18 protein-coding genes are annotated in these 24888 nt (G+C 60.9%); 1 reads left to right on the forward strand and 17 read right to left on the reverse strand.

Going from position 1 to position 24888, the window contains the following annotated elements:
• Nucleotides 1-49 precede the first annotated feature (49 nt).
• The 9 genes from ATE59_RS11345 to ATE59_RS17835 form a co-directional block, all read right to left on the reverse strand.
• On the reverse strand, nucleotides 50-742 hold the full coding sequence (locus ATE59_RS11345; protein ID WP_003038903.1) for a TetR/AcrR family transcriptional regulator: 693 nt from the start codon (nucleotides 740-742) through the stop codon (nucleotides 50-52).
• A 48-nt stretch (nucleotides 743-790) separates the two neighbouring features.
• Nucleotides 791-2350, reverse strand: coding sequence for an AMP-binding protein (locus ATE59_RS11350; RefSeq protein ID WP_058812508.1), 1560 nt, complete (start codon nucleotides 2348-2350; stop codon nucleotides 791-793).
• Nucleotides 2347-3987 (reverse strand): carboxylesterase/lipase family protein, encoded by a 1641-nt coding sequence (locus ATE59_RS11355; protein ID WP_058812509.1) that lies wholly within the window; start codon nucleotides 3985-3987, stop codon nucleotides 2347-2349. Before ATE59_RS11355 ends, ATE59_RS11350 begins: the two co-directional genes overlap by 4 nt.
• Before the next feature lie 23 nt (nucleotides 3988-4010).
• Complete coding sequence (locus ATE59_RS11360) at nucleotides 4011-6311, reverse strand: TonB-dependent receptor (RefSeq protein ID WP_058812510.1); 2301 nt, start codon at nucleotides 6309-6311, stop codon at nucleotides 4011-4013.
• A gap of 763 nt (nucleotides 6312-7074) precedes the next feature.
• Complete coding sequence (locus ATE59_RS11365) at nucleotides 7075-8838, reverse strand: UvrD-helicase domain-containing protein (RefSeq protein WP_003042472.1); 1764 nt, start codon at nucleotides 8836-8838, stop codon at nucleotides 7075-7077.
• Nucleotides 8835-10643, reverse strand: coding sequence for an ATP-dependent nuclease (locus ATE59_RS11370; protein ID WP_156001013.1), 1809 nt, complete (start codon nucleotides 10641-10643; stop codon nucleotides 8835-8837). Before ATE59_RS11370 ends, ATE59_RS11365 begins: the two co-directional genes overlap by 4 nt.
• 365 nt (nucleotides 10644-11008) lie before the next feature.
• Entirely contained in the window at nucleotides 11009-11482 is a 474-nt protein-coding gene (locus ATE59_RS17825) for a hypothetical protein (protein ID WP_156001011.1), read from the reverse strand.
• A 127-nt stretch (nucleotides 11483-11609) separates the two neighbouring features.
• Nucleotides 11610-12371: a hypothetical protein gene (locus ATE59_RS17830; RefSeq protein WP_156001009.1), complete on the reverse strand. Its 762-nt coding sequence runs from the start codon at nucleotides 12369-12371 to the stop codon at nucleotides 11610-11612.
• Nucleotides 12372-12531: 160 nt separating this feature from the next.
• Nucleotides 12532-13233 carry a hypothetical protein gene (locus ATE59_RS17835; protein WP_156416778.1) on the reverse strand — a complete coding sequence of 234 codons (702 nt, stop codon included), beginning with the start codon at nucleotides 13231-13233 and terminating at the stop codon, nucleotides 12532-12534.
• A gap of 542 nt (nucleotides 13234-13775) precedes the next feature.
• Between ATE59_RS17835 and ATE59_RS17840 the strand changes: the two genes are divergently transcribed.
• Nucleotides 13776-14042, forward strand: coding sequence for a hypothetical protein (locus tag ATE59_RS17840; RefSeq protein ID WP_156001005.1), 267 nt, complete (start codon nucleotides 13776-13778; stop codon nucleotides 14040-14042).
• A 101-nt stretch (nucleotides 14043-14143) separates the two neighbouring features.
• Here the strand turns inward: ATE59_RS17840 and ATE59_RS11380 are convergent, their stop codons facing one another.
• The 8 genes from ATE59_RS11380 to ATE59_RS11415 form a co-directional block, all read right to left on the reverse strand.
• Nucleotides 14144-14992 (reverse strand): hypothetical protein, encoded by an 849-nt coding sequence (locus tag ATE59_RS11380; protein ID WP_003042464.1) that lies wholly within the window; start codon nucleotides 14990-14992, stop codon nucleotides 14144-14146.
• Between the two features lie 121 nt (nucleotides 14993-15113).
• On the reverse strand, nucleotides 15114-15578 hold the full coding sequence (locus ATE59_RS11385) for a hypothetical protein (protein WP_003042461.1): 465 nt from the start codon (nucleotides 15576-15578) through the stop codon (nucleotides 15114-15116).
• Between the two features lie 267 nt (nucleotides 15579-15845).
• Complete coding sequence (locus ATE59_RS11390) at nucleotides 15846-16823, reverse strand: 3'-5' exonuclease (RefSeq protein ID WP_156001003.1); 978 nt, start codon at nucleotides 16821-16823, stop codon at nucleotides 15846-15848.
• Nucleotides 16824-16973: 150 nt separating this feature from the next.
• On the reverse strand, nucleotides 16974-19790 hold the full coding sequence (locus tag ATE59_RS11395; RefSeq protein WP_003042456.1) for a M16 family metallopeptidase: 2817 nt from the start codon (nucleotides 19788-19790) through the stop codon (nucleotides 16974-16976).
• The gene (locus ATE59_RS11400) at nucleotides 19787-21952 is read right to left on the reverse strand and encodes a peptidase domain-containing ABC transporter (protein ID WP_003042454.1); all 2166 of its coding nucleotides are present in this window, start codon (nucleotides 21950-21952) and stop codon (nucleotides 19787-19789) included. Before ATE59_RS11400 ends, ATE59_RS11395 begins: the two co-directional genes overlap by 4 nt.
• 22 nt (nucleotides 21953-21974) lie before the next feature.
• Nucleotides 21975-23129 carry an HlyD family secretion protein gene (locus ATE59_RS11405; RefSeq protein WP_003042451.1) on the reverse strand — a complete coding sequence of 385 codons (1155 nt, stop codon included), beginning with the start codon at nucleotides 23127-23129 and terminating at the stop codon, nucleotides 21975-21977.
• Between the two features lie 560 nt (nucleotides 23130-23689).
• The gene (locus ATE59_RS11410; protein WP_003042449.1) at nucleotides 23690-23950 is read right to left on the reverse strand and encodes a hypothetical protein; all 261 of its coding nucleotides are present in this window, start codon (nucleotides 23948-23950) and stop codon (nucleotides 23690-23692) included.
• Between the two features lie 109 nt (nucleotides 23951-24059).
• On the reverse strand, nucleotides 24060-24347 hold the full coding sequence (locus ATE59_RS11415; protein WP_003042447.1) for a helix-turn-helix domain-containing protein: 288 nt from the start codon (nucleotides 24345-24347) through the stop codon (nucleotides 24060-24062).
• Between the last annotated feature and the right edge of the window lie 541 nt (nucleotides 24348-24888).

Raw genomic sequence — 24888 nt, forward strand, 5'->3', positions numbered from 1 at the left:
TTAGTTATGCGTACCGCGAATCCCCATCGAACTGCGGCGTATCGGCCTGTCAGCCCCTATCCTGCTTTCGCTGCTCGCAAATTTCGCGGAAACCCGCCGCCATGAAACGCGCCATCCGGTGCTTTACCGCTTCATAATCGTCCGACAGGCACAGGCCGTGCGACAATTTATCGATACGCCCGGTCCGCGCGAGCGTGAGCATCAGCGCGCCGGTGACGAAGTGATAGCCCCAGAAAATATCTTCCTCGGCCGCGTCGGGCAGCGCCTTTTTCAATATGTCGATCAGCCGCAAGACCACGGGATCGAAATATTTGTCCATGAATTCGGCGCCTTCGGGGCTGTTCGACGCCTGTGCGCCAAAGGCCCCGTAATTCTTCCACCCCTCGCCGCCCTGGATATAGAGGTCGAGGTCGGTGTCGAGAAAGGCGTGCAGCGCACCCTCGACTGTCGGCTTGCCCGCGGCTGCGCGCTCATAATCGTCGAGTGCCTGCATCCGCCGGTCGATCGTAACGACGGCGCGGCGCGCGAAAACGGCATCGAACAGCGTCTGCTTGTCGTCGAAATAATAGTTCAGCAGCGTGTGGTGGACGCCGACCTGCTTTGCGACATCCTTCAGCGTGACGCCGTGAAAGCCATGCTTCGAAAACAGAAGTTCGGCGACGTCGAGAATCTGCTCCATCATTTCGGCGCGCTGCTCCGCCTTCGATGGCCGCTTTGCCGCAGTCTTTGCCTTCGACGCCAAATTCACTTCCTTCCGGGGCTTCGTTCAATCGGGTGCGACCGCGTGGGCCTACACCTGTCCATATTCCGCCCGCAATTGCATTTTGTCGATCTTGCCCGTCGGCGCGAGCGGCATCGCGGCCAGACGCACGACGGCATCGGGAACCCACCAGGATGCGACGCGGCCATCGAGCGAACCCAGAAGATCGGCGTCGCTGATCGCATCGTCGCAGGTTTCGACGAGCAGGATCGGCCGCTCGCCCCATTTCGGATCGCTGCGTCCGATCACCGCGGCGAGCGACACTTGCGGCAGCCCTGCGACGATCGCCTCGATCTCGGCGGGATTAATCCACTCGCCGCCCGATTTGATCAGATCCTTGGCGCGCCCGGTGATGGTCAGATTGCCCCCAGCGTCGATCCGCGCGAGGTCGCCGGTGTCGAACCAGCCATCGGCATCGGTCGCCGGCTCGCTCTGCCCGAAATAGCGTTCGACGACCGAACCGCCGCGCACGCGCAAATGCCCCTCGGCACCGCGCTGCTCGGCGAGCGCCCGCCCATCGCCGTCGGTCAGCAGCAGGTCGATGCCCATCGCGGGGCGCCCCGACAGATCCGGTCGCCGTGCCGGGTCGCCCGGCAGCGCCGCCGTCCCCAGCGGCGACAACTCCGTCATGCCCCAGCTCGTCTGCACCTCGACACCCAGCCGCCGTTCGATCCGGTCCATCAGCGCCGGGGGCATCGACGACCCGCCGACCAGGATACGCTCGAGCGTCGGCACCTCGCCGCCCTCGGCCTCCAGATGCTCGACCAGCCCCAGCCACACCGTCGGCACGCCGACCGCCGCGGTAACGCCTTCGGCCCGGATCAGCCGGGCAAGATGCGCGCCGTCGCTGTGCCGTCCGGGCAGCACCAGCTTGGCGCCGACAGCGGGCGCGGTGAAGGGAATTCCCCACGCATTGGCATGGAACATCGGCACGACGGGCATCACCGCATCGCGCGCGGTAATGCCGAGGACGTCGGCCTGAAGCTGGCGCATCGTGTGAAGATAGCAACCACGATGCGTATAGGTGACGCCCTTGGGCGCGCCCGTGCTGCCCGATGTAAAGCACAGCCCCGAGGGCGTGTTCTCGTCGAAATCGCCCCACGGAACGTCGGCGGAAGCCCCTGCGATATGCAGCTCGAGCGCATCCTCCCCTTCGGCTTCGTCGAGCAGCAGGATGCGCGGCGGCGCGCCGAGGCCGCGCGTCGCGTCGCGTGCCAGACCCAGAAGGTCGGCGCTCGCCAGCAGCACCGACGCTTCCGACTGGCGCAGCATCGACCCGAGCTGCGCCGGGGTCAGGCGCGGGTTGAGCGTGTGACAGATCGCGCCCATCCCCATAATGCCGTACCACGCCTCGACATGGCCCTGCGTATTCCAGGCCAGCGTCGCGACGCGCGCGCCCTTTGCGATCCCGAGCGCCGCCAGCGCCGCTGAAACGCGCAGCGCACGGTCGCGAAGCGCCGCATAGGCAATGCGCCGCACGCCGCCGTCCAGTCCCGCCGACACCACTTCGGCGCCGGGATGCCATTTCGCGGCATGGGAGAGGAATTTGTCGAGCGTCAGGGCATAGGACTGCATCGAACCGTCGATCATTGGCACCCCTCGGCCTTCGGCGGCAGCGGCGGCGCGATAATGCCGACGTTCCAGTTCCACGCTATATCGCCCGCCGCGCGGCGGCGGCAGACCACCGCCTCGTGCAGCGCCGCGGTGCCGGGGAAGAGATTATGGCCAGCGCGCGGTGTGTCCGCGAAATGCAGAAAGCCGCGATCGTCGGCATAGTCGGGCCAGTCCGGCCAACCCTTGGCCTGCGGCTTGCCGGTCGCGGCGAAGCTCGCCCAATAATCGCCCATCGCTTCGCTGAGCTTGCGCTCGGCCAGCGTGTCGGGAATTTTCGGCCACAACGGCGGGGTCCGCGACGCGGTGCCGAATACATAGGGCAGTTCGGACGCGTGAAAGGCGTGGAGATTCCACTCCTGGGTCGCGGGATAGCCATGATCGAAGAGATAGAAATAGGCGCCCTTGCCCGCCGCCGCCTGGTCGGAAACCAGCCGCTCGGCGGTCCAGCCGTACATCGCATCGCGCGTCGCCGCGAGCATGCTTTCGTCGATGGTCTTGGCCGGATAGCGCGCGAGGAACATGTCGGCGAACTCGCCATAGCCAGCGCGAACCGCCGCCTCATAAGCGGCCGCATCGACCGGCGGCTTCGGCAGGAGAAAGCGCAGCGACCGGATTTCGCCGCTGTTGAAACCCGCCAATATCGGCACCGGCGCCTGTTCGCCGCGATCGAAGCTGTCGACGAGCTGGCGCGGCACCGTCTTGCCGTCGATCGCCGGAAAGGGGAAATAGCCCGTCGTCGGCACCTTGTCGGCGATCGTCTCGGCGGGCAGCGCCCGCAGCGCCGCAAGGTCGGTCGCCCCAAGCTTGGCGGCCAGATCACTCCCCTGCTCTTCGGCCGGAACCATGCCGTTGACCCGGTCGCGCAGTGCGGGTGCCGACACCATATAGGCGCTCTGTGCCACCGCCTTGGCGAACAGGCCGCGCGCAGCGGGTGCCGTCATCAGATACATGACGCTGAGCGCACCGGCCGATTCGCCCGCGACGGTGACATTTGCCGCATTGCCCCCGAAGGCGCCGATGTTGCGTTTCACCCATTGCAGCGCCGCAATCTGGTCGAGCAGGCCGTAATTGCCCGACACATGATCGGGCGCCTCTGCGCTGAGCGCCGGGTGCGCGAAATAGCCGAACATGCCGAGCCGATAGTTGATCGTCACCACGACAATCCCGCGCCGCGCCAGCGCGCTGCCGTCATAAAGCGGTTCGGCGCCCGATCCCGACATCAGCGATCCGCCGTGTATCCACACGAACACCGGCGCATTTTTCGCATTTTCGGGCGCCCAGACGTTGAGCGACAGGCAATCCTCGCTCATCGCGGGCAAGCTTCCCGCATAGATATTCCCGGCGCGCGGCTTGGGCTGCATGCACGCGGCACCAAACTGACTCGCGTCGCGTACCCCGTCCCAGTCCGCCGCCGCCGCCGGGGGGCGCCAGCGGCGCTCCCCGACGGGGGCCTGGGCATAGGGAATGCCGCGGAATATGCGGACGTCGCGTTCCACAACGCCGCGCACGCTACCCGCGGGGGCCGCGACCACCGGATCGGCGTCCGCCGCCGCCGCGATCGGGGCCGGGAGAAGAAGCGAGAGCGCGAGCGCGCAGATCCGCAAGCGGGGCATGATGTCTCTCCTGCTCCGGCCGATCAGAAGCGATAGTCCGCGCGAACGCCGACGGTGCGCGGGCGCATCCGGGCGTAGCGACCGTCGAGGAAGGCTTCGGGATGGACGTAGGTGATCGAACTGTCGTTGAAGAGATTTTCGACATAGGCGGTCAGCCCGAGCGCGCCGAGCTTGACCCCCGCGTAAAGGTTCACGTTGGTCCAGGCCTCGGTATAATCGAACGTCGGGCTGACCACATTGGGCTTGCCCGGCACGTTCGGGAACTGGTTGGGGAATGACCCCGCATGCGACACGTTCACCGCGCCGAAGCCGCTGTTGCTGCCGGCCATCTGGAAATCATAGCGCAGCGTCGCCGAGCCCTGGAAATGGGGCGAGGCCAGCCGGGTGCCGACTTCGGCGCCCGAAATGGCCGCCTCGACCGCCGTCAGCTTGGTCACCTTCGCCTCGTTGAACGATCCGTTGACCGCGAGGCTGAGGCCCTGGATGGGCCGCGCCATGATCTCGAACTCCAGACCATAGCTTTCGGCGCCGCCGATATTGGTCGCGAACTGGATCGAATCCGACACGCGGTTCGCCTGGACCTGGATATTCTTCCAGTCGATATAGTAGGCGGCAAGATTGGCGGTCAGATCGCCGCCCAGCCACCGGCCCTTCAGCCCAGCCTCATAGTTGGTCACGCTGTCCGAACGGGCGCCGCTGGGGATGACGATATCATTGGGATCGATCGTGCTCACCAGCCCGGCGCGCGCATTGACAACCGGGGTACGGAAGCCGGTCGATACCGTGACATAGGTCGTCAGATCCTCGCTCGGCTTCCACGACGCGCTCGCCTTCCACGACAGGCGGTCGTCCGAAACCTTCAGCCCCTCGGCATAGGGGATCGAGGTGATCGCAAGCGGCGGCACATAAAAGCCGCACGCCGCCGGGAAGGAAAGGCAATAGGCGATGGTCAGGTAATTGCTGTTGTAGCCGCCGCCGCGGGTGAAGCTTTGCACCTGCGTATTGCCGTAGCGCAGCCCGCCGGTGATCCAGAATTTGTCGCTGAACTTGTAGGTCAGCTCGCCGAAGCCCGCGACCTCGCTCTGGTCGGTATAGCTGTTGAAGCGCTGATAATATTCGTCGGGCAGCCCGACGATATTCTTCGCCGCCAGATATTCGGGGCTCGACCGGTAGGCGAAATCGACGCTCCGGCGCTTATCATAATAGAAGAAGCCCGCGACCCACTGGAACGGCCCGTCGCCGCGCGAGACGAGCCGCGTTTCCTGAACGAACAGATCGTCATAGCCATAGGCGTCGAGCGCGAAGGGAAAAGCCTGCGCATAGGTGCCGGCCAGGTCGACATAGAAGGACGCATCATAGGTCGACAGCGTCGTCGAACTGATCAGCTCGGCGAAATCAAACTCGTAATTGACCGTGAGATTATAGTTGGTGAGCTTGCCCTGAAACAGGTCGGGCCGGTCCGAATTGCGCACGAACTTGCCAAGCGTCGGATTGATCAGGCCCGAATCGGCGGGCTTGCTGTTCTCATAGGAAATGAGCAGCTTTACCTTCATCCGGTCGCTCGGCCGCATCAGCAGGATCGCGCGGCCGCCATAGGCTTCAAGGCTGTTCGAATCCTTGATCCCGGTGCCGATATTGTCGACCCAGCCGTCCTCGTTGCGATAATAGCCGGTGATGCGAAGACCCATTTCGTCCTGCATGATCGGCACGTTGACCATCGCATTGTAGCGCTGGCGCAGCGCGCTCGATCCCGTCAGCCCCAGATCGACGCTCGCCGAGGCGGCAAACGCATTGAGGTCGGGGCTCTTGGTGATGATCCGCATCGCACCCGCGAGCGAGTTCGATCCGAACAGCGTCCCCTGCGGCCCGCGCAGAAACTCGACGCGCTCGACATCGTAGAGATTGGGATCGAGGATGGTCGAATTGCCGTTCGCCGAGATCGGCAGTTCGTCGACATAGATGGCGACCGCACTCTGCAGCCCCGCCGAATAGCCGTTGGTGTTGATGCCGCGGGCAGTGAAATTGTTGAAATTCTGCGTCGGCCGGTTGACGACGATGCCGGGCGTATTCTGCGCGATACCTTCATAGCCGACGATGCCCAGATCATCGAGCTCGCGCTGGCCGAACGCCGTGACGCTGAGCGGCACGTCTTGCAGCCGCTCGCTACGGCGCGTCGCGGTGACGATGATATCTTCGCTGGGCCGCGCGCCGTCCCGTGCCGCCTCGTCGGCGGGCGGCGGCGCGTCGGACGACTGGGCCTGGGCAGCAACGGGTAGCGCGAACAGGGCGACCGCCGAAGCGGACACGAGCAACGGTGCCTTCATGAAACCTCTCCCTCCTGGACGGCCTTATCGAAGCCGTCTCTGCCGCGGATTTATGACCGCGGTCCGCTGCGATGTCAACACTCACTCACATGTGCGTGAATAAATGAAATGCCGCACGGTGAGGCGGGCGAGCGCCGTTGCGATACCTGAATATGGGAAGGGATTGGCGCGCCCGGCGTAGCGAGGATGATCAATGCCGCGTCGCTAATGCCCGCCAGGCCGGGGGGACCCCCTACTGGCGGCGGCGCCTGAATGTCTCGAACGGGGTGGAGAGCGGGCGTTGCGGTGAGCCGCTTTGTGTACCCCGGCGAAAGCCGGGGTCCAGAGCGTCGAACGCTGACGTCGGTGCCGTAAAGCCATGGGCCCCGGCCTTCACCGGGGAACACATATACACGCTGGGCTCACCTCAGTCGTCATCCCGGACTGGATCCGGGATCCATTATTCCGACGCTGAGTGAATGGATCCCGGATCAAGTCCGGGATGACGATGAAGAAGATGTCCGCAATCGGTCGTTTCCGGTCGGAACGAAAATGTCGTAGCCGACCGCGAGCGGCAATGTCGCACCATAAAGAGCAACGGAAAATGGCGCACCCGACGTCAAAGCGATGGGCACTCAGATCGTTGGGAAATTCTGCTTGCAAGAGCGTTATGAGGGCTGCTTGGCCAACGCCCACAAGCGCTTTGTTGTTACCTGTCGGTCAAATTTAGACCACACTCGCATGGACCTTCCGGCGCGGGGACCGCTCGGCTCAGGGCAGGCGCTCATCCAAGGCCTGCCTCCGAGATAAACGGGGTTGGTGTGTTCTTCCAGTGAGACTGATCGGATGCGATGACAAGGATGCGTTTGGCGCGGGTCAAGCCAACATAGAATAGCCGTCGCGCCTCGTCATACGCCTCCTGCGTTGATGTCGAGAAATGCGGGATGCTGCCATAGTTCATGCAGATCAGAGCGACCCCGTCAAATTCGCGCCCCTTGGAATTGTGCAGCGTGATCAGCTTGAGCGCATGCTCGGGATTGGCGAACAGCCCCATATCGGAGATCAGCAGGTTTGCAAGATCGACCTTGCTGGCCTGCATATCGGACAGCATTTCCTCGGCGGAATCGATCAGCGGCTGTTTGGCGCTGGCCGGCAACCATTCCTCGTGCTCGAGATAGTCACCAGCCTCGCGGGCGAGGGCGCGCAGCCAAGGGACACCGCCCAGATGCTGGTCGGCAAGCTCACGAGCAAGATAGATCATGCCAAGCGCCACGCGACGCCCTTGATAGCTGAACATATCGTAGCGCGAGTTCCCGGTGAGATCACCGATGAGCCGGAACAGTGCCCGCTCGACCCCAGGAACCCCGAGGTAATTGCCCGCCTCGGCGCAGGCTCCAAGTTGCTCGGCAAGTCCGGCAAGCAGACGCCGACGCTTATACGGGCGCGCACCTGGACCGAAGACCGGAACGTTGAATTCGCGGAGAACACGAGCGACGGGGATGAGATGCGTCCACCATGGCGCAAGGATCGCGGCCTTGCCGAGCGGGATGCCGGCATCCTGGAGGGCGGGCAGGAAATAATCTGTGATGGCGTCGATCGGCCGGGCGACATGGACATAGTTTACTTGCGCTTCGAGCTGGGCTGCATCGCCCGCCGACTGCATACCCGGAACGGTCGGAATGAGTGTTGATGCAGCGCTGACTATCGCCGTCCCGCATCTGAAGTTGCCGGTCAGCGATGTATCTCGGTGCGCGTCGATCTGATCGCCGAACTGTTCTGCGAGTTCGGGACGAGCGCCGGCGAAGCGCATGATCGACTGGTTCTGGTCACCAACAAGAAAGAAACGGGTGTGGAGAAAATTTCGGAGAGCACCGAAGATGGCGATTTGGATGTCGGTGGTGTCCTGGAATTCGTCGATCAGCAGCCAAGCAAAACGACTCGCGATACCGCGTCCGACGAACGGATGCTGTTCGATAATCTTCCATGAATAGTAGAGGATCATCGCGAAATCGAGGTATCCGTGCGCGCGGACCCACTCCCAATAGAGAGCGGCGGATTCGGCAGTGACGATGCCCGTCTCTATACCCGAACCGCAGGGTTCGCCGTTCACGTCAATGCGAAGCGATTCATAATCCTCGAACACCTGTCCGGCTGGCATGCGGCCGAACGCATCCTCGACCGCCGTTACGATCTGTTCGAACAAGCTGTTCTCGCGGGACAGCACTTGAAACGATGTCGGCACTTCGGGAATGAGCCAGCTATAGGGACGCAGGATGAATTGCAGGCAGAATGCGTGAATCGTCGAAATTTCACAGCGGTCTGCGATCACATTGTTGCCATAGGTGCGCAACCGGGCCTCGATCTCGTCGACCGCCGCATTAGTATAGGTGATGCAGCCGATGAACTGGGATGTGCCCACCACCTGATCGGCCAGCGCCAGCAGCTTAGCGAGAATGACGCGCGTCTTGCCGCTGCCCGGGCAAGCCGTGAGCAACAGATTGCCGTCATGTTCGACCGCCTCGCGCTGTTCGGGTGTCAGCCCGATCATTCGATGAGCCACTCATAGGCCTGCTCAATGTAAGGCGGCAGATCGGTCGCAAGATTAGCGTAGCGCGATGCTATCTGCGCGAAACGGGCCTTGCCAAAACGCTTGGCGGTGTTGAGCGTAATACGGCCCAGTTCAACGCGCAGTGCCGTTTCGTCAGCGATGCCCATTCCCCCGAGCGCAAGCCTTTCAAGCCCATTCTCCATTTGCGCGAGGATTTGCGGCGCGCCGAGAGCACGAACGGTCTCAATCAGCATCGGCAGACGCCCGACCGATACCAACTCGCGTTCAAAAGTCGTAGCGCCCGCGAATGTGGACACAAAATCGCCTTGCAGCGCCACGAGGTCGGGCGCGTCGGTTTCCGGATCGAAGTCTTCTGCGTCGGAAGGCTTCATATCAGCATCGGCCACGATGGCGCATTTTTTTTCAAGGGAGCCAGCGCGGAACAGCTTGGCATAGACGCCGAAATGGACGCCATGAATTGCGATAACCGAAATGCCGAGCCGCTCGAGCTTCACGTCGTGCACCTGCTCGATCAGTGCCGGGATCAGGAACATCTCGGCTGGTCCTTCAACCAGCATGACCTTGCGGGCGTAGAGCAATGCGCTCTTTGTTGCGTCAAGATAGCGTTCGAGATCGGCAATCTCTGGCGCGCTCAGCGCCGCATTAAGCGCAAGATTGCCAGCAGCAATGGTCGCGTCATTTCGCTTGGTGAGGGATATGATGCTGCTCAGCGGTACTTGTGAGGTCACCTGCGTGCTGTGACTGGTCAGGATTGTCTGCACGCCGATCGCGCGCAACGCCGCGATCAGCGAGAATTGCAACTGAGGATGGAGATGCGCTTCGGGTTCCTCGATCAGGATCAGTTGGCCGGCCGATCGGTTGAGTGCGATCCGCCGCTGGAGATATTCCATCAGGATCGCGATGTAGAGGATATTGTTCATGCCAAGACCGTTTCGGCCGGGTTCGAACGACGTAAGCGACAAGTCCGACAAGATGATTTTCAGGTTGCGAATAATCGCGCGGAAGGTCGCGGCGGATAGACCGAGCGTGGCGTCCATCTCGAACGCGGGGCCGGAGACATCTTTGAAGCGCGTGTCGATTGCTCCTGCTATCTCGGCGATCGTCGGCGAGTTCGCGATTGCATGATTGGCCTGGTCAAGCATGGCAATCAGGGCATCCTGCTCAGCCGCATCGATCTCGAACGCCTCGATCAAGCGGATAAGCGGTGACTGGCGTGGATTGCGTAGATCATTCTCGACATCGCGGAGCGCGGGGAGTTGGACGAGTAGGTAGGATTGCAGGTCAGCAAAGCGCACGGACTCGCCGATCCCCTCGTCATTCCAGGCAATCTCGGTGAGGTCGATCGCAGGATCACCGCCGCCGCGGATTTCCCATTGATAGTCCTCAAGGGTCAAAGTGCCGGGTATGACGTCACCACTCGCAAGCTGCTCCCGGACAGCCGGGCGCGGGCGGAAGCGGTAGAATATGCGCGCACGATCCGCGGCCGTCTTCCAGGTGCTGACCAGTGCCTCCTCGTTCACCCTGCCCTCAAACCCAGTCAGCTCAATGCCGATCAGAACTTGGCTCGGCTCGGCGATATCGATCGCGGAGTGGATGTCCTCGCGCAGCAATGACCGGAAACTCGACGGCAACATATTGTCGAGACAAATCTGGATCGCGCGCAGGATAGCAGTCTTGCCGGTGTTGTTCTCGCCGATGATGCAGCACAGATCATCAGCGACATTCACGTCAAGCGACGCGAAGGTGCGAAAATTCTGAATTACGATCCGCGCTACCCGCATCATCCTCACCCCGACCGCTCGACGGCGACGTGACGCCCCGATGCTATGTGAATGAATTAGGAGCGGCAGCAAGACAAGCACGTTCACCAAAGTCGCCACAACTCAACTGCGCGCCATTCGCAAACCTTCCCAACCCCGACCGGGTGCGGTGCGGTCAACCGCCAGCCGTTCAGGCCATCCGCCGTCTCAGGGTGTGTCTGCTCGAGCATCGCGGCTTCGGCGAGAAGCTCCTGCCCGCCCCCAAAAGAGACCATATCGTAGGGAAGACTAACAAGAACCAGCGGAAAGGGATTGCCCACACCCGTGCCCACGCGCTCCTCAAGCTTGCGCCAGTGCGCCGTCGCTACGGTAGTTGTATTAGTTTGAATTTAGCCCTTGGCGACGGTGCGCCACTTGGTCCCAGCCGGGATTTTAGGCGGCTTCCCTTTCGGGCGATCATCTGGATGAACCCAATCGGCCGGAGGGTCGTATTCCGGCGGGCGATTGATAAGTCCATTAGCACCTTCGACCTGTGCGCCCATTACACATCGTTCGATCATTGGAAGCGAGATGTTTCGACGCGGGACGCCAAGCCCTTTGTAGTCAGGCGGATAGGTCTGACCGGGTGGGATCGCTGCAAAAAGCCTTTTGCCCTTTTCTTCCAAGCGAGCTTTGAAGAATTTTGCTGTCGCCACTTGATCGGAATCCGCCGAAAGCAAGAATGCGCCATCGTAAACGTCATCCTCTCCGTCGCAGATGACAGACAGGGCGACGTTAATGTCGGATTGCTTTTCAGAATACCCTCCATCGGCCGGCACATGATGCAGCACAAAGTCGCCGGGAGGTTGAGGCGCATAAGTCACCTGAGGCAATTATCGTTGGGGGCAAACAATGACGAATTCACAAGATGTTGAATGGATACTCGTCATACGATATGGAATATCTGCGCATAGGCATCCATCGCCAATATCGACAGAAAAACTTTGCGGTTCATTGGGGAGTTCCTACACTAAACGCGCCAGCACCAAGATTGTCGGCCAAGTCGTTAGTCGCAATCGCTACGCTCGTACTTCCATTCAGACGAGCGTCTCGACGATCATAATCATCAATCCATGGAAGGCGTTTGCGAATCCCTGTAGAAACTGGAGCATCCGTAAACGTCGCAATTATACTCACAAGACTGTATCCAGAACCAAGACTTTTAGAAAATTTATCTGGGTCAACTTCTGCTATTGTCGAAGGATCGTTTGCGTCCGCAAAACGCACAATCAGAGGATAGTTTTCTACAACTGATGACGGCAACTTCCTCGTTCTCGGGACTGGAACTGTGCCACGGAAGGCGGCCACATTGTGCCAGAAGAATTTACCGCGTTCGCTTGCAGGTGGACCGCCTTCGGATTTGGGCATGGCCCACGACTTACGCAAATCCTCCGGAATCCAAGTCACCGACTTGCTTGCCCAATCGACGTCGCCTCGCGATTGGAGCAGAACGAACAATGTCTCTCCGTTCGGCAAATCAATGGGTACAGCTTCTCCGATTACCTTGAAGCTGGAATCCGACCATCTTACTTCGATGACTCCACTGCCAACCCTAGGACCGTCCGGCGTTTCCACGTTGATGACAAGACGAAAACGATAAGGTTCATAAAATGATGCAAACTGGCCAGCGTCGATTGGCTGGTCACAGGCAGACATTCCCAGAAGCGGCAAAATCAACGCTATCGAGCAGGCGAAGCCTCGGCGGGAAATCATGCACCAAATCCTCCAGCCACGCGACAGTTAGCAGCTGCAACGTGACCAATTTCCTCCCCGACCCGACTACCCCGAAGCTTATCCTCTCTGATAGATTGTCCATAGCCTCGATTATATGAGTCCATAGAGAGAATAGTGATAAACAGATCCCTATTCATCTCTATTGCTCCCTAGTAAAATCGTTATACCCAAGCTTCTGAGCCAAAGTTGGTCTGGTCGTAGGTCGAAAATCCCCGTCAAGACTCTCGTTCTTATTAATGCCCAGACCTTCTAGGTGATTCTCCAGGAAATTGGTGACTGGATCGGCAGTTATGCTGACCGAAATTCTCCTTATCTTCACCCCAGCACCAAATACTCTTTCAAACTCCTCGGGTCTCAATTGCTCAACCGTTCGCGAATCGTTCTGGACTGCGAAGCGGACCAGCATGGGCAGCGCATTTCCGCTGTCTAAACTGTCCATCCTCGGTATCGCTGGGTAAAGCTCCAACGAAGCCCCTTCCGGCTTTCCCCACAATTCAGACCAGTAGATAATTTGTGTTGAGTAGTTCACATCTCCAGACACACCAGTTAACAATGCGAATACTTCCCTATTATCGGGAAGGCGAACGACCACGGCATCACCACGCAATTTCGTTGACCCACGATCTTGACCAATTCCTAGGGAGTCAGAAGGCCTCCGCCTTGTTAGTTCGCGGATTGCGTATCCGCTCTTGATGCCATGAGGGGTGTCCACCTCAACCGTCATCTTGTAACGTAGCGTATTAGTGCCTTTTCCTGCCGCCCCGGATGATCCGGGCTCACTGCCGCAAGCCGCAAGCAAGCCGCATGCGGCCATCGCCCCTATCAGGTCGCGCCGCCTCATACCGTCAATCCTTTGCGATCATCGCCGCTTTTCCAAACAAGTTTAGGCGCCGCTGGCGGCACTGCTACCAAGGCGGACGTGGCGGCCTTGCTCTTCACAACAGGACCCGCAGAATTACTTGCATCGCACCGCCCCCGCCCCTCAGGCACACGCTAACAATCGCCAGACTTAGCCTGACGATAAGCATGTGGAATCAGCCGAGATTCCCTACCCCGACATACGGTTGATGCCACAACCCGCCAATCATGCAACCGCAATTTCTTGCTGATTTTCATTATGCATTGGTCCGGAGATCGGAGCGAACAGAATATTAACCGCGCTGCAACGTCGCATTTCTGCGCCTTTTCCAAAAACACCGGCGAGAACAGTAAATAAGGTTGACGATAATAACTCCAAAATGGCTGCAATTTACATGTCGATCATTTGCGCAGGTTCTACGCGCCGTCGTTGACAGCCGCCGCAAAGCGGTTACCCAAAGGGCTAAGGGGGCCGCTCTCGACGTCGTCCCTCGATGATCCGGAACACGTTTAAGGGAGACGCAAGTGGCAAAGAAAGAGGCGAATGGTTCGGCCAAATCGAGCGGCGAACAAGCAGCGCCGGCAGCAGCCGTGACCGACATCGCGCCGCCTAGAGCGACCTATGGCCGGCTTAGTAGTAGCAATAAATACACGAAGGACTACATTCAGCTTTACAAGACGCAGAGATTTTTCGGCGACCTGAGTGCCGCATTTCCTTCTCTTGCCGATAATGGCTCGGCGACGATTCAGTGCTTGGGGAGCAACTTGCGGCCTTCGATGGCGCGATGCTGAGCGCTCCGAAGAGCCACCCCCCCAAGCCTGAATACCTCAACCGCAGGAGAAGCCTTTAGGTTCATGAGATCTGAGCGTGACCGTCTCGAAGGTGCTTTGACCTAGGCCGCCAAAACCCGGCGGACCGATTCCCACAGAAACCGTCGTCGCCGCGCTTGCAGTTCTGCGACATAGCCACGCCCCTCGCGCAATTCGATTATCCGGCGAAGGAGGCGATCCGTCGCGACATTGATATCGGCGCGACCATCATGGCACCGCCGCCAGCGTGCGAGTAGCAACGAAACGCCAATGGTATCGCATTCACAGGCTTCCTGCACGGAGTCCCACGCGCCCGCATAAATGAGTCCCGTGACTGCAAACGCCGGCGCCGTCATCTTGGCCGGGATATCGAGCGCTGCCAACACCTCGGCCAGATGGATCGGCTTCATCTTGAACCCCCCGGTCACGATGCGAGCGAAGTCCAGGTGGCGAGCAGGATCGTTGCCGCCGAACGACAGCCAGCGCCAGCTGCGGGGAAGGGTCAGGCCATGCTTGTAGGCCGCCATCATGATCAGCGGAATGTCGTGCACCATCCCCGCCCACGTCACGAGCTCGGCGTCTGGCCAGGTCTGCAGCAACTGGAACAGGCCGGCCACGATTGCGCGCTCGTCATGGTCCGGCTGGCTCAAGGTAACGAACTGCGCGATGTCCAGATTACCGTCGGCATGCTCGGTCAGCACCATGACAGACGCGGTGACGATGGTCTGGAACACCCAGCGCGGGCAAGTCAGCGGATCTTCGCTGCGGGTATAGCCGCGGCGCGCGGGCTGGTTGTTGTCGTTGCCGGGGCTATATCGCTCTGTGGCCTGGTAACGGCGATGACCGCTTTCATCGATGACGGCGGACTCGACGTCGAGCACGATATAGCTGCGCGGTCGGCGTTCAACGCCGATACGGGGTTCGTATTTCATAGAAATTTCCTTGGAATGCGCGGCAGGCTCGGCCTGCCGCGATGTTAAGTGGGTTGAGAATGTTGGGTGCCGGCACCGGCCCCGATTATTTGTCGCTGGCGCGCGGCTGGGACGTGTGCGTCTAGATCCGAGAGCGCGTCTCGGCGGCGACGTGTTCGATGCGAGCCAAGGCTCGACAATGTCCGACCGCGATGTCGGAGGGCGCTCCCGCCAGACACTCGAACGCGCCATCACTGCCGAGCCGGATCGTGACTTTCCCGCATTCCGACACGAGGATGACCGGCGCATTGCTGTCGCCCGACCAGGGTCGGCATCGAAAGATGTGGATCAAATGCTGGTTGCGCATAACTGCCAGATATTCACGCGGCCCGGACATGCCGACATGTGCCGAACCAGCATAAATAATGTCCTGGTCACACTCCATCGCGCGGAGAACCAGTTCACGCACGATGCACCCGTCGATCGCGCCGCCGGTGCCGAATTCGATTGACGGCGTTAGCTTGTGGTCCGCCGGGAAGCCCATTTCGTGGCGCAGAGCCCAGGCGTGTTTCTCCTGCTGCAGCGCCTGCATCATGGTGTCGTTCATGCTGTATTCCTTACTCTTGGGTGACGGCCGCTTTGGCCGGAGCCTTTTTCCGCTCTCTCACGGTGCTCAATCCCGCCGCATCGGCGGAGGCTTGCGCCTGCAGGCGCCAGCAATGGCCGCAGGCTGTTGATTTACCGGATTTTGAAAATTGGAGGCTAAGCGGCTGTGGGAACGGCGAGGTTGCGACCTCCTGTTCATGCGAGCGTTGTGGATTTGAACGCCCGCTGGCCTCGCTGCTCGCGCGACCTGAGCAGCGAGGCCGTCCCCTTACCGATAACGAGTGTGCCAGCTGAGTTGGGTCACGCGCGGCGTTGCGCGGAGTTCCGCATCGCGCGAAAGCCATAGAACCTCGGTCTCATGCGCAGCTTCGGCGATCTCGCGCCACCATACCTTCTCGCGCGCGTCCCAGCGATAGCCGTGCGCCTTGAGGAGATGGCGCTTGTCGAACGGCGCGCCCGTTGCCTCGATCCGCAGCGACGGCTGCGCTGCCCGCGCAAGCAGCTCCGCGATCAGCGGGCGCGCGCCGTCCGGACGATAGGTCAGCAGATGCGCGAGACTGATCACATCGGCGTCCGCCCGGTGCCCGGTGCTGAAGTGACCGATCTGCATGAGGAGGTGACCGAGTTTTGCGCCATCGAACCCATGCGCCGCCCAATCGATTTCGCGCATCGAACAGGCCCAGGCATGCCCCTTGATCCCGGGCAACAGGCGTTCAACAATGGGAGCATCATAGGCCGCGTTGTGCGCGACAATCAGGTCAGACCCGCCGAGCAGTGCTTCCCAGCGCGGCACATTCAGCGCCCGTCCCGCCACGTTGTCGTCAGATATGCCGGTCAGCCGCTGCACCTGGGCCGGGATCGGAATGCCGGGATCGCGGAGGCCGCGAAGCGCTGTCTCGATGGCGCGGATTTCACCGGCGTCGTCGACCAGCACCACGGCAGCAGCGATTTCGATGACCTCGGCGGTCTGGACATCGACCGAGGTCGTTTCGGTATCGACGATCGCAATGCGCCGCGTCCGTCCAATCGGCGGTCCGTCGTTCACAAGTTCGGCAATCGGCCGCACGCGCCGAAGGATGCAGACATCCGCGCACGACGCGCAGAGCCGCAGCGCCGCCTCGAACGAGGCGGCGTCGTTATCGATGGTCATGGATTTTCTCCTGTTTGCTACCCGCCGAGCGGAGGCGAGGCTTTTCCTCCCCTCTTCACCCGGCTGCAGGAGACGCGGTCGCGGCAGCTTTTCCATCCCGGTCACATGCGTGATCCGCCATAAGGCGATACAAGGCTTCAGTTCAGAGCAGATAGCACGCTGCGCCGATCATCCGAAGGCAGCGGGGCTGGCGCTCCGGGTCATTGCTCCGCTGCGTTCGTCCATCGAACGCAGCGGAGCAATTCGTCATTTTGCCTTGGAGATTACAACGAGCGGCTTTTTGACTGTGACGAAGCGGCGGATCATATCCTGAACCTTGGCAGCCGACACCGCTTGCAAGCCAGAAACTTCATCCGTCACCGACTGCTTCAACGCGGGATTGCGGAGAATAAGCGGAAGACGGCCGATCCAATATTCATTGTTTTCGAGCCGCTTCGTCGCGCTTTCGATCAAGGGCTGAAGCGCGCGCTCGAATTCGTCGTCGCTCACCGGCTTGGCAGCCATAGCGGCAAGTTCCTGATCGAGAATCGCGCGGAAAGCGGTAAAGTTCGCCTCGGGCGTCTCGATGGCCGCGCCGATATAGCCTTGTCCCGGCAATTGCAGCGAAGCGAGCGACGAGACCTGCGGCGAATATGTAATCCCGATCTTCTCGCGCACTGTATCGACGAGACGCGACTGGAGGATGGCCGACGCGACATCGGCGGTGTAGCTGAGCGCGGGGTCGGCCTGATAATCGGGCATCGGCCAATAGACGCCATAGAAGGCCTGATCGGCGCGGCCGCTGTGGGTCACGACATAAGGGGTGTTGCGCGCGGCAAGTGGTGCAATGTGCACATCGGTGCTTGCCGGACGATTCTCCACTTTGAGCGCGCCAAAGGTCTTCGCGGTCGCTGCAATTGCGTCATCAACGCTGATGTCCCCGACGATCGTCACGTCGGCCGGACCGGCGAGCGCGGGGCGCAGCAGCGTCACCACATCGTCGGCCTTGGTGGCTGAAAGGTCCGCCGGGGCAGGCAGCGAGGCGAAGCGCGTATCGCCCCCGGTCGTGACGCGATCGACTTCGAGGTTGAACATGGCACCGGCATTGGCCTCGACCTGTCCCGCAACCATTGGTGCGACCGCGGCTATCTTCTCGCCAAGCTCGGGCCGGAACCCCGGATCGCTGGCGAAGGCGGCGAGAAGTTCCATCTGACTCTCGAAATCGGCAGGACGGGTGGTGCCGGTCAGCGCAAAGCCGCCGCGATCAGCAGTGGCAGCGATGGCGATCGACTTGCCGCTCGTCTGCGCCCATTGGGTGACATCGCCGGTGGAGAGCTTGCCGGTCCCGCCGACCGAGAAAAGATCGACCGCCCAAAGGGCGCGCGCGAGTTCAGCGGGCGCGCCTTTGCGGCCGGCGCCGAACCAGGCAGCAACTCTGATCTTGCCTTCCTCGAACGGGGTGCGCTTGACGAGGAGGCGCGCGCCGTTGGCGAAGGTCACGAGCGTCGTGCCAAGCTGTTCATCCTCGCTCCGCGACAAGACCGTGCCGGCTTTGCCGAAATCCGTATAGGGCCAGACGATCGCGGCCTGTTGCGCCTGCGCCGCAAGCGGGCGGGCATAGGCCTGGGCAAGACCAGCGCTCAGGACCGGGACGGTAGCCGGTCCTGTTTGCGCGGACCGGAACAATATCGGTCCTTTGCCCACGAAGGCAGCGCGCAGCGCGGTGGTCGCTTCGTCGGCCGTCAGCTTGGAAAGGACATCCCTGACGAGCACCAGGTCTTGCGCCGGGCTGGTGAACAGGGCGCTTTCGTTCACGGTCTGGAGCAGCGTATCGGCGAGTTTGGCATTTTCGCGCGTCGCCGCCTGCGACGCCAGCGTCTCGAAATAGGTGCCAAGCACCGTCTTCGCACGTTCGAGTTCGGCCGCACCGATCCCTGTCTCGACGAGCCGGCGTTGCTCCTCGGCGACGGCATCGACCGCCTCGCGCCACTTGTCCGGCGCGCCGACGATCGCAATCTGGGTGAGCGATGCCGTGCCGACGAGAGCGGGAACCTGCGCCGCCTGTCCCGCGACGAACGGGCTTCCGGGCTTGGCAGCCCGGTCGGCGAGGCGATTGTTGAGCACCGTCAATCCGACAAGCTGGATGAAGCGCTCGCGCTCGACCGCTTCGGTAAACGCCCGACGATCAACCGGTCCGATCCAGCTCAGCGTCACAAGGTCTTGCGTGCCCGCTTCGACATGCTCGGCGGCCGATCCTTTGGGGGCGGGCGTGCCGAGATCGATATCGTCCCCGGTCCCTGCCGGTCGCCAGTCGGCGAAGCGCGCCTTGATCTCCGTCTCGACCTTTGCCGGGTCGATGTTGCCGACGACGATCAGCGTCGCATTGTCGGGACGATAGTTGGCGTTGTAATAGCGCCGCAAGCGCTCACCGGTCGCCGCCTTGATCGTCTCGATGGTGCCGATCGGCCAGCGTTGGACAGCGCGCGTTCCGGCGAGCGCATTGCCGAGGTTGGCCTTGAGAGCGCGATAAGGCGGCGTGTCGCGCAGCCGCTCTTCGGACAGGATCACACCCTTTTCGGCCTCGACGAGCGTGTCGTCGAGCTTGAGGCGTCCGCCAATCTCCCGGAACAGCATAAGCCCCGTGTCGAGCGAGGCAGCGTCGGCCTTGGGGAAGTTGAACATATACACCGTTTGCTCTTGCGACGTGGCGGCATTGGTGTCGGGACCGAACTGGAGTCCGAGGCGCTGCAACATGCGCACGACCTCGCCGTCGGGAACATTGGTGCTGCCGCGGAACGCCATATGTTCGAGGAAATGGGCAAGGCCGCGTTCCTCGTCGCGTTCCTCGATCGACCCCGAGCCGATCCGCATCCGCATCGCAACACCGTCAGCCGGCGTGGTGTTGCGCATGATCGCATAGCGCAGGCCGTTCGGAAGTGTTCCGAAGCGGACGGCGGGATCGGCTTGCCGACCCGTATAATCCTGGACCCATTTATCGTCCTGCCGCTGGGGAGCCTCGTCAGCGAATGCAGGCTGGCTCAGCAGCAGTAGTGCGGCGAGTGTCGCGCGGCTCATATATTTCATTCGGACGGTCCTTCGCTGGTGTCGCTTTGCTCCGGCAAAGCGGGTCGGGGGGCAAGTTGCTCTCTCGGGATTTCGTGAAGCTGGCCTGCGACCATCACGAGAATGCGCTCGGCAATCTCGATCGTTTCCTTGCGGTGCGCAATGATGATGCGGGTAATACCCATCGCGCCGATGGCGGCGTTGACGGCTTGCTCGTGCGCCGCGTCCAAATGCGCGGTGCCCTCGTCCATGACGAGGATTTTGGGCTGCCGGTAGAGCGCGCGTGCGAGCAGCACACGCTGCTTCTGACCGCCGGAAAGTGTCGAACCCATATCTCCGACCAGCGTTTCATATTGCATCGGCATTTTCGCGATATCATCATGGATCGACGCCGCAACGGCGGAGGCGACCACCCGCTCCATATCGACCGCCTCGTCGAACAGCGCGATATTGTCGGCGAGCGTGCCCGCGAACAGGCTATCTTCCTGCAAAACTGCCGCGACCTGGCCGTGGAAGCTCTTGTAGCCGAAGCGCGCGAGCGGAAGGCCATCGACGACGACATCGCCATTATCGGGCTCGACAAGTCCGAGCAGCAGCTTGACGAGCGTCGATTTGCCGCCGCCAGAAGGGCCGGTTATCGCGACATGCTCGCCGGGCTCGACGGTGAGATTGACGCCTTCGAGGACGAGCGGATCGCTCGGGGCGTATCGGTAAAAGACGTCCCGCAGTTCGATCCGGCCCTTAAGGGGCGTCTCGATGTCGGCGCTGGCACCGAAGCTCTTGTCTTCGTCAGACAAGGCTATGTCCGACAGGCGTTCAAGATGCAGCCCGAGCATCTTGAAGGCGATGCCTTGGTCGATCAGTGCCGCCGCCTTCTGAATGAACTGGGTCTTGTAAGCCATATAGGCGAAGACCATGCCGACGCTAAAGCCCGCGCCCTCGATCACGAAGCCGATCGCGAGCCAGATGGTGACGATATTCTCGATCCCGAAGATCAGGATATTCGCGGTTTGCTGCCAGATGGCAATGCGCGCGACGCGCACGTCGGCGTTCACGGCATCGGTGAGCCGCGTCTGCCAGAGGGCATGGCGCAAGGTCTCGCGGCCGAACAGGCGCAGCGTCGTCATCCCGCGCAGCGTTTCGATCAGCGTCGTCTGCTCCTTGCCACCGGTGATGATCGCGGCTTCCTGCGCTTCGCGTTCGAAGGCGAAGGAAACAAACCGGACCAGGCCGTAGAGCGCGAAGGCCACCAGCGCGACGAAGGCGAGCAGCGGGCTATACCAGACCATCAGCGCGAGCGTCAGAATCGCCATCCCGCCATCGACGATCGCGGCGACCGCGCCTTGGGTCAGCATATTCTGGATCGGAAGGATCGACTGGAAGCGCGAGAGGATATCGCCCGTGTGCCGCTTCTCGAACCAGTCGATCGGTAAGCGGAACAGGCGTCGCGCAATGTTCGAGGCAAGCCCGAACCCGAGCGACGTGCCCGCGACGAGCAGCACGAACGAACGCAGTAGCGTCGCGCCTACGTTGATCAGTGTGAACAGAGCGAAGCCGAGTGCGAGCACGGTCAGCAGGTCGTTGTCGAGCGCGGGCAGCGCATTGTCGATCGCGATCTGCATATAATAGGGCGAGGCGAGCACGAAGGCTTGCAGGACGAGGCTGAGCACGAGCACCTGTGCGAGCGCGCGCTTCATGCCCGTCATGCGCCGCCAGAGCTGCGACAGTTTGAGCCGTTCGCGCTGCTTGCCGGTCTCGAAGTTATCGCTCGGACGAAGCTCAAGCGCGACGCCGGTGAAGTGGTCGGACACCTCGGCCATCGGCATCCACCTCGAACGCCCGTCGGGGTTGTGTATCAGAGCCCGATCGCCCTTCACCCGTTCGAGCACGACATAATGGTTCATATCCCAATGCAGGATGCAAGGGACGTGGAGGTTGGCGAGTTGTTCAAGCGGCAGCTTAACCGCGCGCGGCGTCAGCCCGATCTTGTCGGCGATCCCGATCAGCGAACGGAGCGCTGCACCGCGCAAGCTCGGCGCGAAGCGGCGGCGCATGCTGCCAAGGTCGATGTCGAGGCCGTGGTAATTGGCGACCATCGTCAGTGATGCAAGGCCGCATTCGGCGATCTCGGTCTGGCGCACGAGGCGCACCCGCGCGCGGGTCAGGAATCCAAGATCGAGCATGATATTTGCCCCCGTGCCCAGCCTATCGCCGCTGCACGGCGAACAACGGCTCAAACAGCCATTCGAGGAGCGATTGCTTCTCGGTCACGATGCGGGCGGAAAGCGTCATTCCTGACACCAAGGGTTCATCGCGGCCGAATGCGGATACCGCCGCCCGGTCGAGCGCAACCATGACGGGGTAAACGGGGATCGTTGTCCCGCCCGGACCGTCTACGCCGATCGAACTCGTCGCGACGGTCAGCACCTTCCCCTTCACCGTCCCGAAACGCTGATAGGGAAAAGCATCGACCGACAGGCGCACCGTCTGCCCCGGCTTGACGAAGCCGATCGCGGCACTCGGCACCGCCAGTTCGGCGCGCAGCACCGACCCCGCCGGCACAATGGTCATCAGCGGAGTCTGGGTGCTGGCGGGCTGTCCAATGCGTGCGGTGAGCGCCGTGATCTTACCCGCGACAGGTGCGCGCAAGACATAGGCGCGCGATCCCGCCGTGGTCGCCGCTTGCTGGGCAACCTCGGCTCGGCTTGCCGCGATGCCGGCATGTTGCGCCTGCGCCTGCGCGCTCACCTGTGCCGCGCTACGTTCTGCTTCCGCTAGGGCGGACTGTTTCGTCGCGAGCGATTGGGTCAATTGCGACAAGCCTTGCCGCCGGGCGAGCAATGTCTCTTCGCGCACCTGCAAGTCGCGCTGACTGATGAAACCGCGCGCAGCGATTTTGCTGGCGCGGTCATAATCCTTCTGCGCGGATTCGATCAGGTCGCGTTGCAGGCCGATTTGCGATTGGAGCTGGGCGATCTCGGCGGTGAGGCCAGAACGCTGCGCAGCCAGCTGGCGAAGCTGAGCGTCCGACGCGGCATTGGCGGCAGTCATTTGCGCGGCAAGGCTGGCGTCCTGATTGGCAACGGCCGCCGCTATCTGCGCGGCCGTCGAAACGCCGCTCGCGCTGTCTTCCTCGGCGCGGATCGACGCGAGTTCGGCGCCTGCTTCGACCGTCTGTCCATCGCGGACCGATAAGGATGAAATGACGCCGCTGCGTGTTGGAAGGATCGTCGCAACGCCCTTGTCGGGCGTAATCGTGCCGGTGACGGTTTCGACACGCGAATAGCTCGCAAGCGACAGGAAGGCGACGGCAACCGCTACGCCGCCAAACAGCAGATAGCCGATGCTCTGCCACGGCACTGGCACCGCTATAGAAACGTCCCCCGAAAGATGTTCGGCTCGTTGGGATAGAACCTCTAGACGGAACAACGAAAAATCCCGAACCACCAATTCATGAAACAAAGAGGATTAAGTGCATCGAAGCATCTTGCGGCGATCAGGGGGCGAATAGCCTAAGAAATAAGTCTTTGAATGAAAAATGACAGAATGATGAGTCCAAAGCACAGCAATATATAATATTTGAAATTGGCGACCACGATATTTCCATCATTCAACTTTTCACTTTTTCCGGATCGCGGCAAGGCGGATATGGAGCAAATCAAGCCCAATACAAATATAGACCCTATGCTAACCATAATCCCCTTTATTAAGATGGGGCTCTCTACAGGGAGTTCCATTGGATAAACAAAAACCGAAAAAGCGGAAATCAAAAAAAGGAATAAAGCGTCAAACGACATGGGGTTAAATTCAAATCTCGAATTAAACTCCTGTGCGCGAAAGAAACTCTTTACAACTATTTTTGCCATACCAAGCTCCAAGCTATACTGGGAGTGGCGCAGCCACTCCCAGCTTCACGCAAATTATTCGCTCAGGGCCGCGAGCGCCGACCCAAGAGCCATAACGGCAGAGGTCGCACCATATACCGCAGCGGCGGTTCCCGTCACTCCGACAATTGCAGGAGCAGCCAGTACGAGCGCTGCGCCGCCGGTGATAGCTGCCCCCACGGCGAGTACTGTCGATACCGTGGCCTTGGCGCCATCGACCTGTTCGATCTCATCGAAGCTCAATTCCTGGATTTCGCCAGCGGGCGAAAACTGTGCCTGATCATTTACATAGGACATGCGCTGCTCCCTTTCGCAGTTGCACCGACAGGCAGTTCCCTGACGATGCCGTGGAGGCTAAGGGAGTCTCAAACCGAGTCAATAGAACATTTTAATCTACCCTCTATATTTACGCCATTTTGGATCGAATTTCCGTGGAGCTCTGAGCTTTTCGACGATCCCCGCACATCAATACGCGTTTCAAAAGCGCGAATTTCTCCAATCCAAGCGCGCGCTCAAATGCCAGCAGTTCGAGAGCATCGACTCGTCGTCCTCCGATTTCGATCATCGATATGAACTTTTGCCCGACCCCCATGCGCGCGCCCAATTCTGTTTGTGTGAGACCGGCATCGCGGCGAGCATCCTCTATGATTTTCGCGAGCGCCAGATAGGCGTCGCGCGAGACGATTTTTGACATGTTTTTTCCCCAGAGGAGCGACCCCGATTATCATTAACAGAAAATTAACAGCGACTGGAAGTCGGATAATGGCCGCTTCGCCCGATTCCACCGAGGGTTGACTTTGAAACACGCTATCGTCGACCTGTCTCAACATCTTCGTCGAACCGCGCCGCTGGTGGGGCGACCTTGGTCGAACAAGTCCAGCCCCATGGGATATCGACCGACGGGCGGCCGCAAAACTATTGCTTCTGGGGCGACTGGGGCGTTGAAGAGCCATGGCCCGAATGATGAGAACCGCAAGGATATTTAGGCTTGCTCTATCCGCCGGGGTCGTCCCCGTCGGTCAATCCTTCGATTGCACACCAACGGTTGTATGGGACGGCATCGGTTGCGAATAGTAATCGCGAAACATTCTGGGGATGTAGCCGATGATCGTCGTGGCGCGACGCCCTGTTTCCTAGCCATCGCTCAGTTGCAGAACACGCGGTCGCGGCCGCTTTTCCATCCCGGTCACATGCGTGAACCGTCAGAATGGGAAACGGACTTTTAAGTTCGATTG

Source organism: Sphingopyxis sp. A083 (assembly GCF_001468495.1).
GTDB lineage: Bacteria > Pseudomonadota > Alphaproteobacteria > Sphingomonadales > Sphingomonadaceae > Sphingopyxis > Sphingopyxis terrae.

Bases quoted from the DNA above. Each gene is read 5' to 3' on its own strand.
- ATE59_RS11360 (WP_058812510.1), bottom strand. From the start codon at position 6,311: ATGAAGGCACCGTTGCTCGTGTCCGCTTCGGCGGTCGCCCTGTTCGCG.
- ATE59_RS11415 (WP_003042447.1), bottom strand. From the start codon at position 24,347: ATGTCAAAAATCGTCTCGCGCGACGCCTATCTGGCGCTCGCGAAAATC.
- ATE59_RS17830 (WP_156001009.1), bottom strand. From the start codon at position 12,371: ATGATTTCCCGCCGAGGCTTCGCCTGCTCGATAGCGTTGATTTTGCCG.
- ATE59_RS11400 (WP_003042454.1), bottom strand. From the start codon at position 21,952: ATGCTCGATCTTGGATTCCTGACCCGCGCGCGGGTGCGCCTCGTGCGC.
- ATE59_RS11355 (WP_058812509.1), bottom strand. From the start codon at position 3,987: ATGCCCCGCTTGCGGATCTGCGCGCTCGCGCTCTCGCTTCTTCTCCCG.
- ATE59_RS11395 (WP_003042456.1), bottom strand. From the start codon at position 19,790: ATGAAATATATGAGCCGCGCGACACTCGCCGCACTACTGCTGCTGAGC.
- ATE59_RS17835 (WP_156416778.1), bottom strand. From the start codon at position 13,233: ATGAGGCGGCGCGACCTGATAGGGGCGATGGCCGCATGCGGCTTGCTT.
- ATE59_RS11370 (WP_156001013.1), bottom strand. From the start codon at position 10,643: ATGATGCGGGTAGCGCGGATCGTAATTCAGAATTTTCGCACCTTCGCG.
- ATE59_RS11410 (WP_003042449.1), bottom strand. From the start codon at position 23,950: ATGTCCTATGTAAATGATCAGGCACAGTTTTCGCCCGCTGGCGAAATC.
- ATE59_RS11385 (WP_003042461.1), bottom strand. From the start codon at position 15,578: ATGAACGACACCATGATGCAGGCGCTGCAGCAGGAGAAACACGCCTGG.
- ATE59_RS11390 (WP_156001003.1), bottom strand. From the start codon at position 16,823: ATGGAAAAGCTGCCGCGACCGCGTCTCCTGCAGCCGGGTGAAGAGGGG.
- ATE59_RS11350 (WP_058812508.1), bottom strand. From the start codon at position 2,350: ATGATCGACGGTTCGATGCAGTCCTATGCCCTGACGCTCGACAAATTC.
- ATE59_RS11380 (WP_003042464.1), bottom strand. From the start codon at position 14,992: ATGAAATACGAACCCCGTATCGGCGTTGAACGCCGACCGCGCAGCTAT.
- ATE59_RS11365 (WP_003042472.1), bottom strand. From the start codon at position 8,838: ATGATCGGGCTGACACCCGAACAGCGCGAGGCGGTCGAACATGACGGC.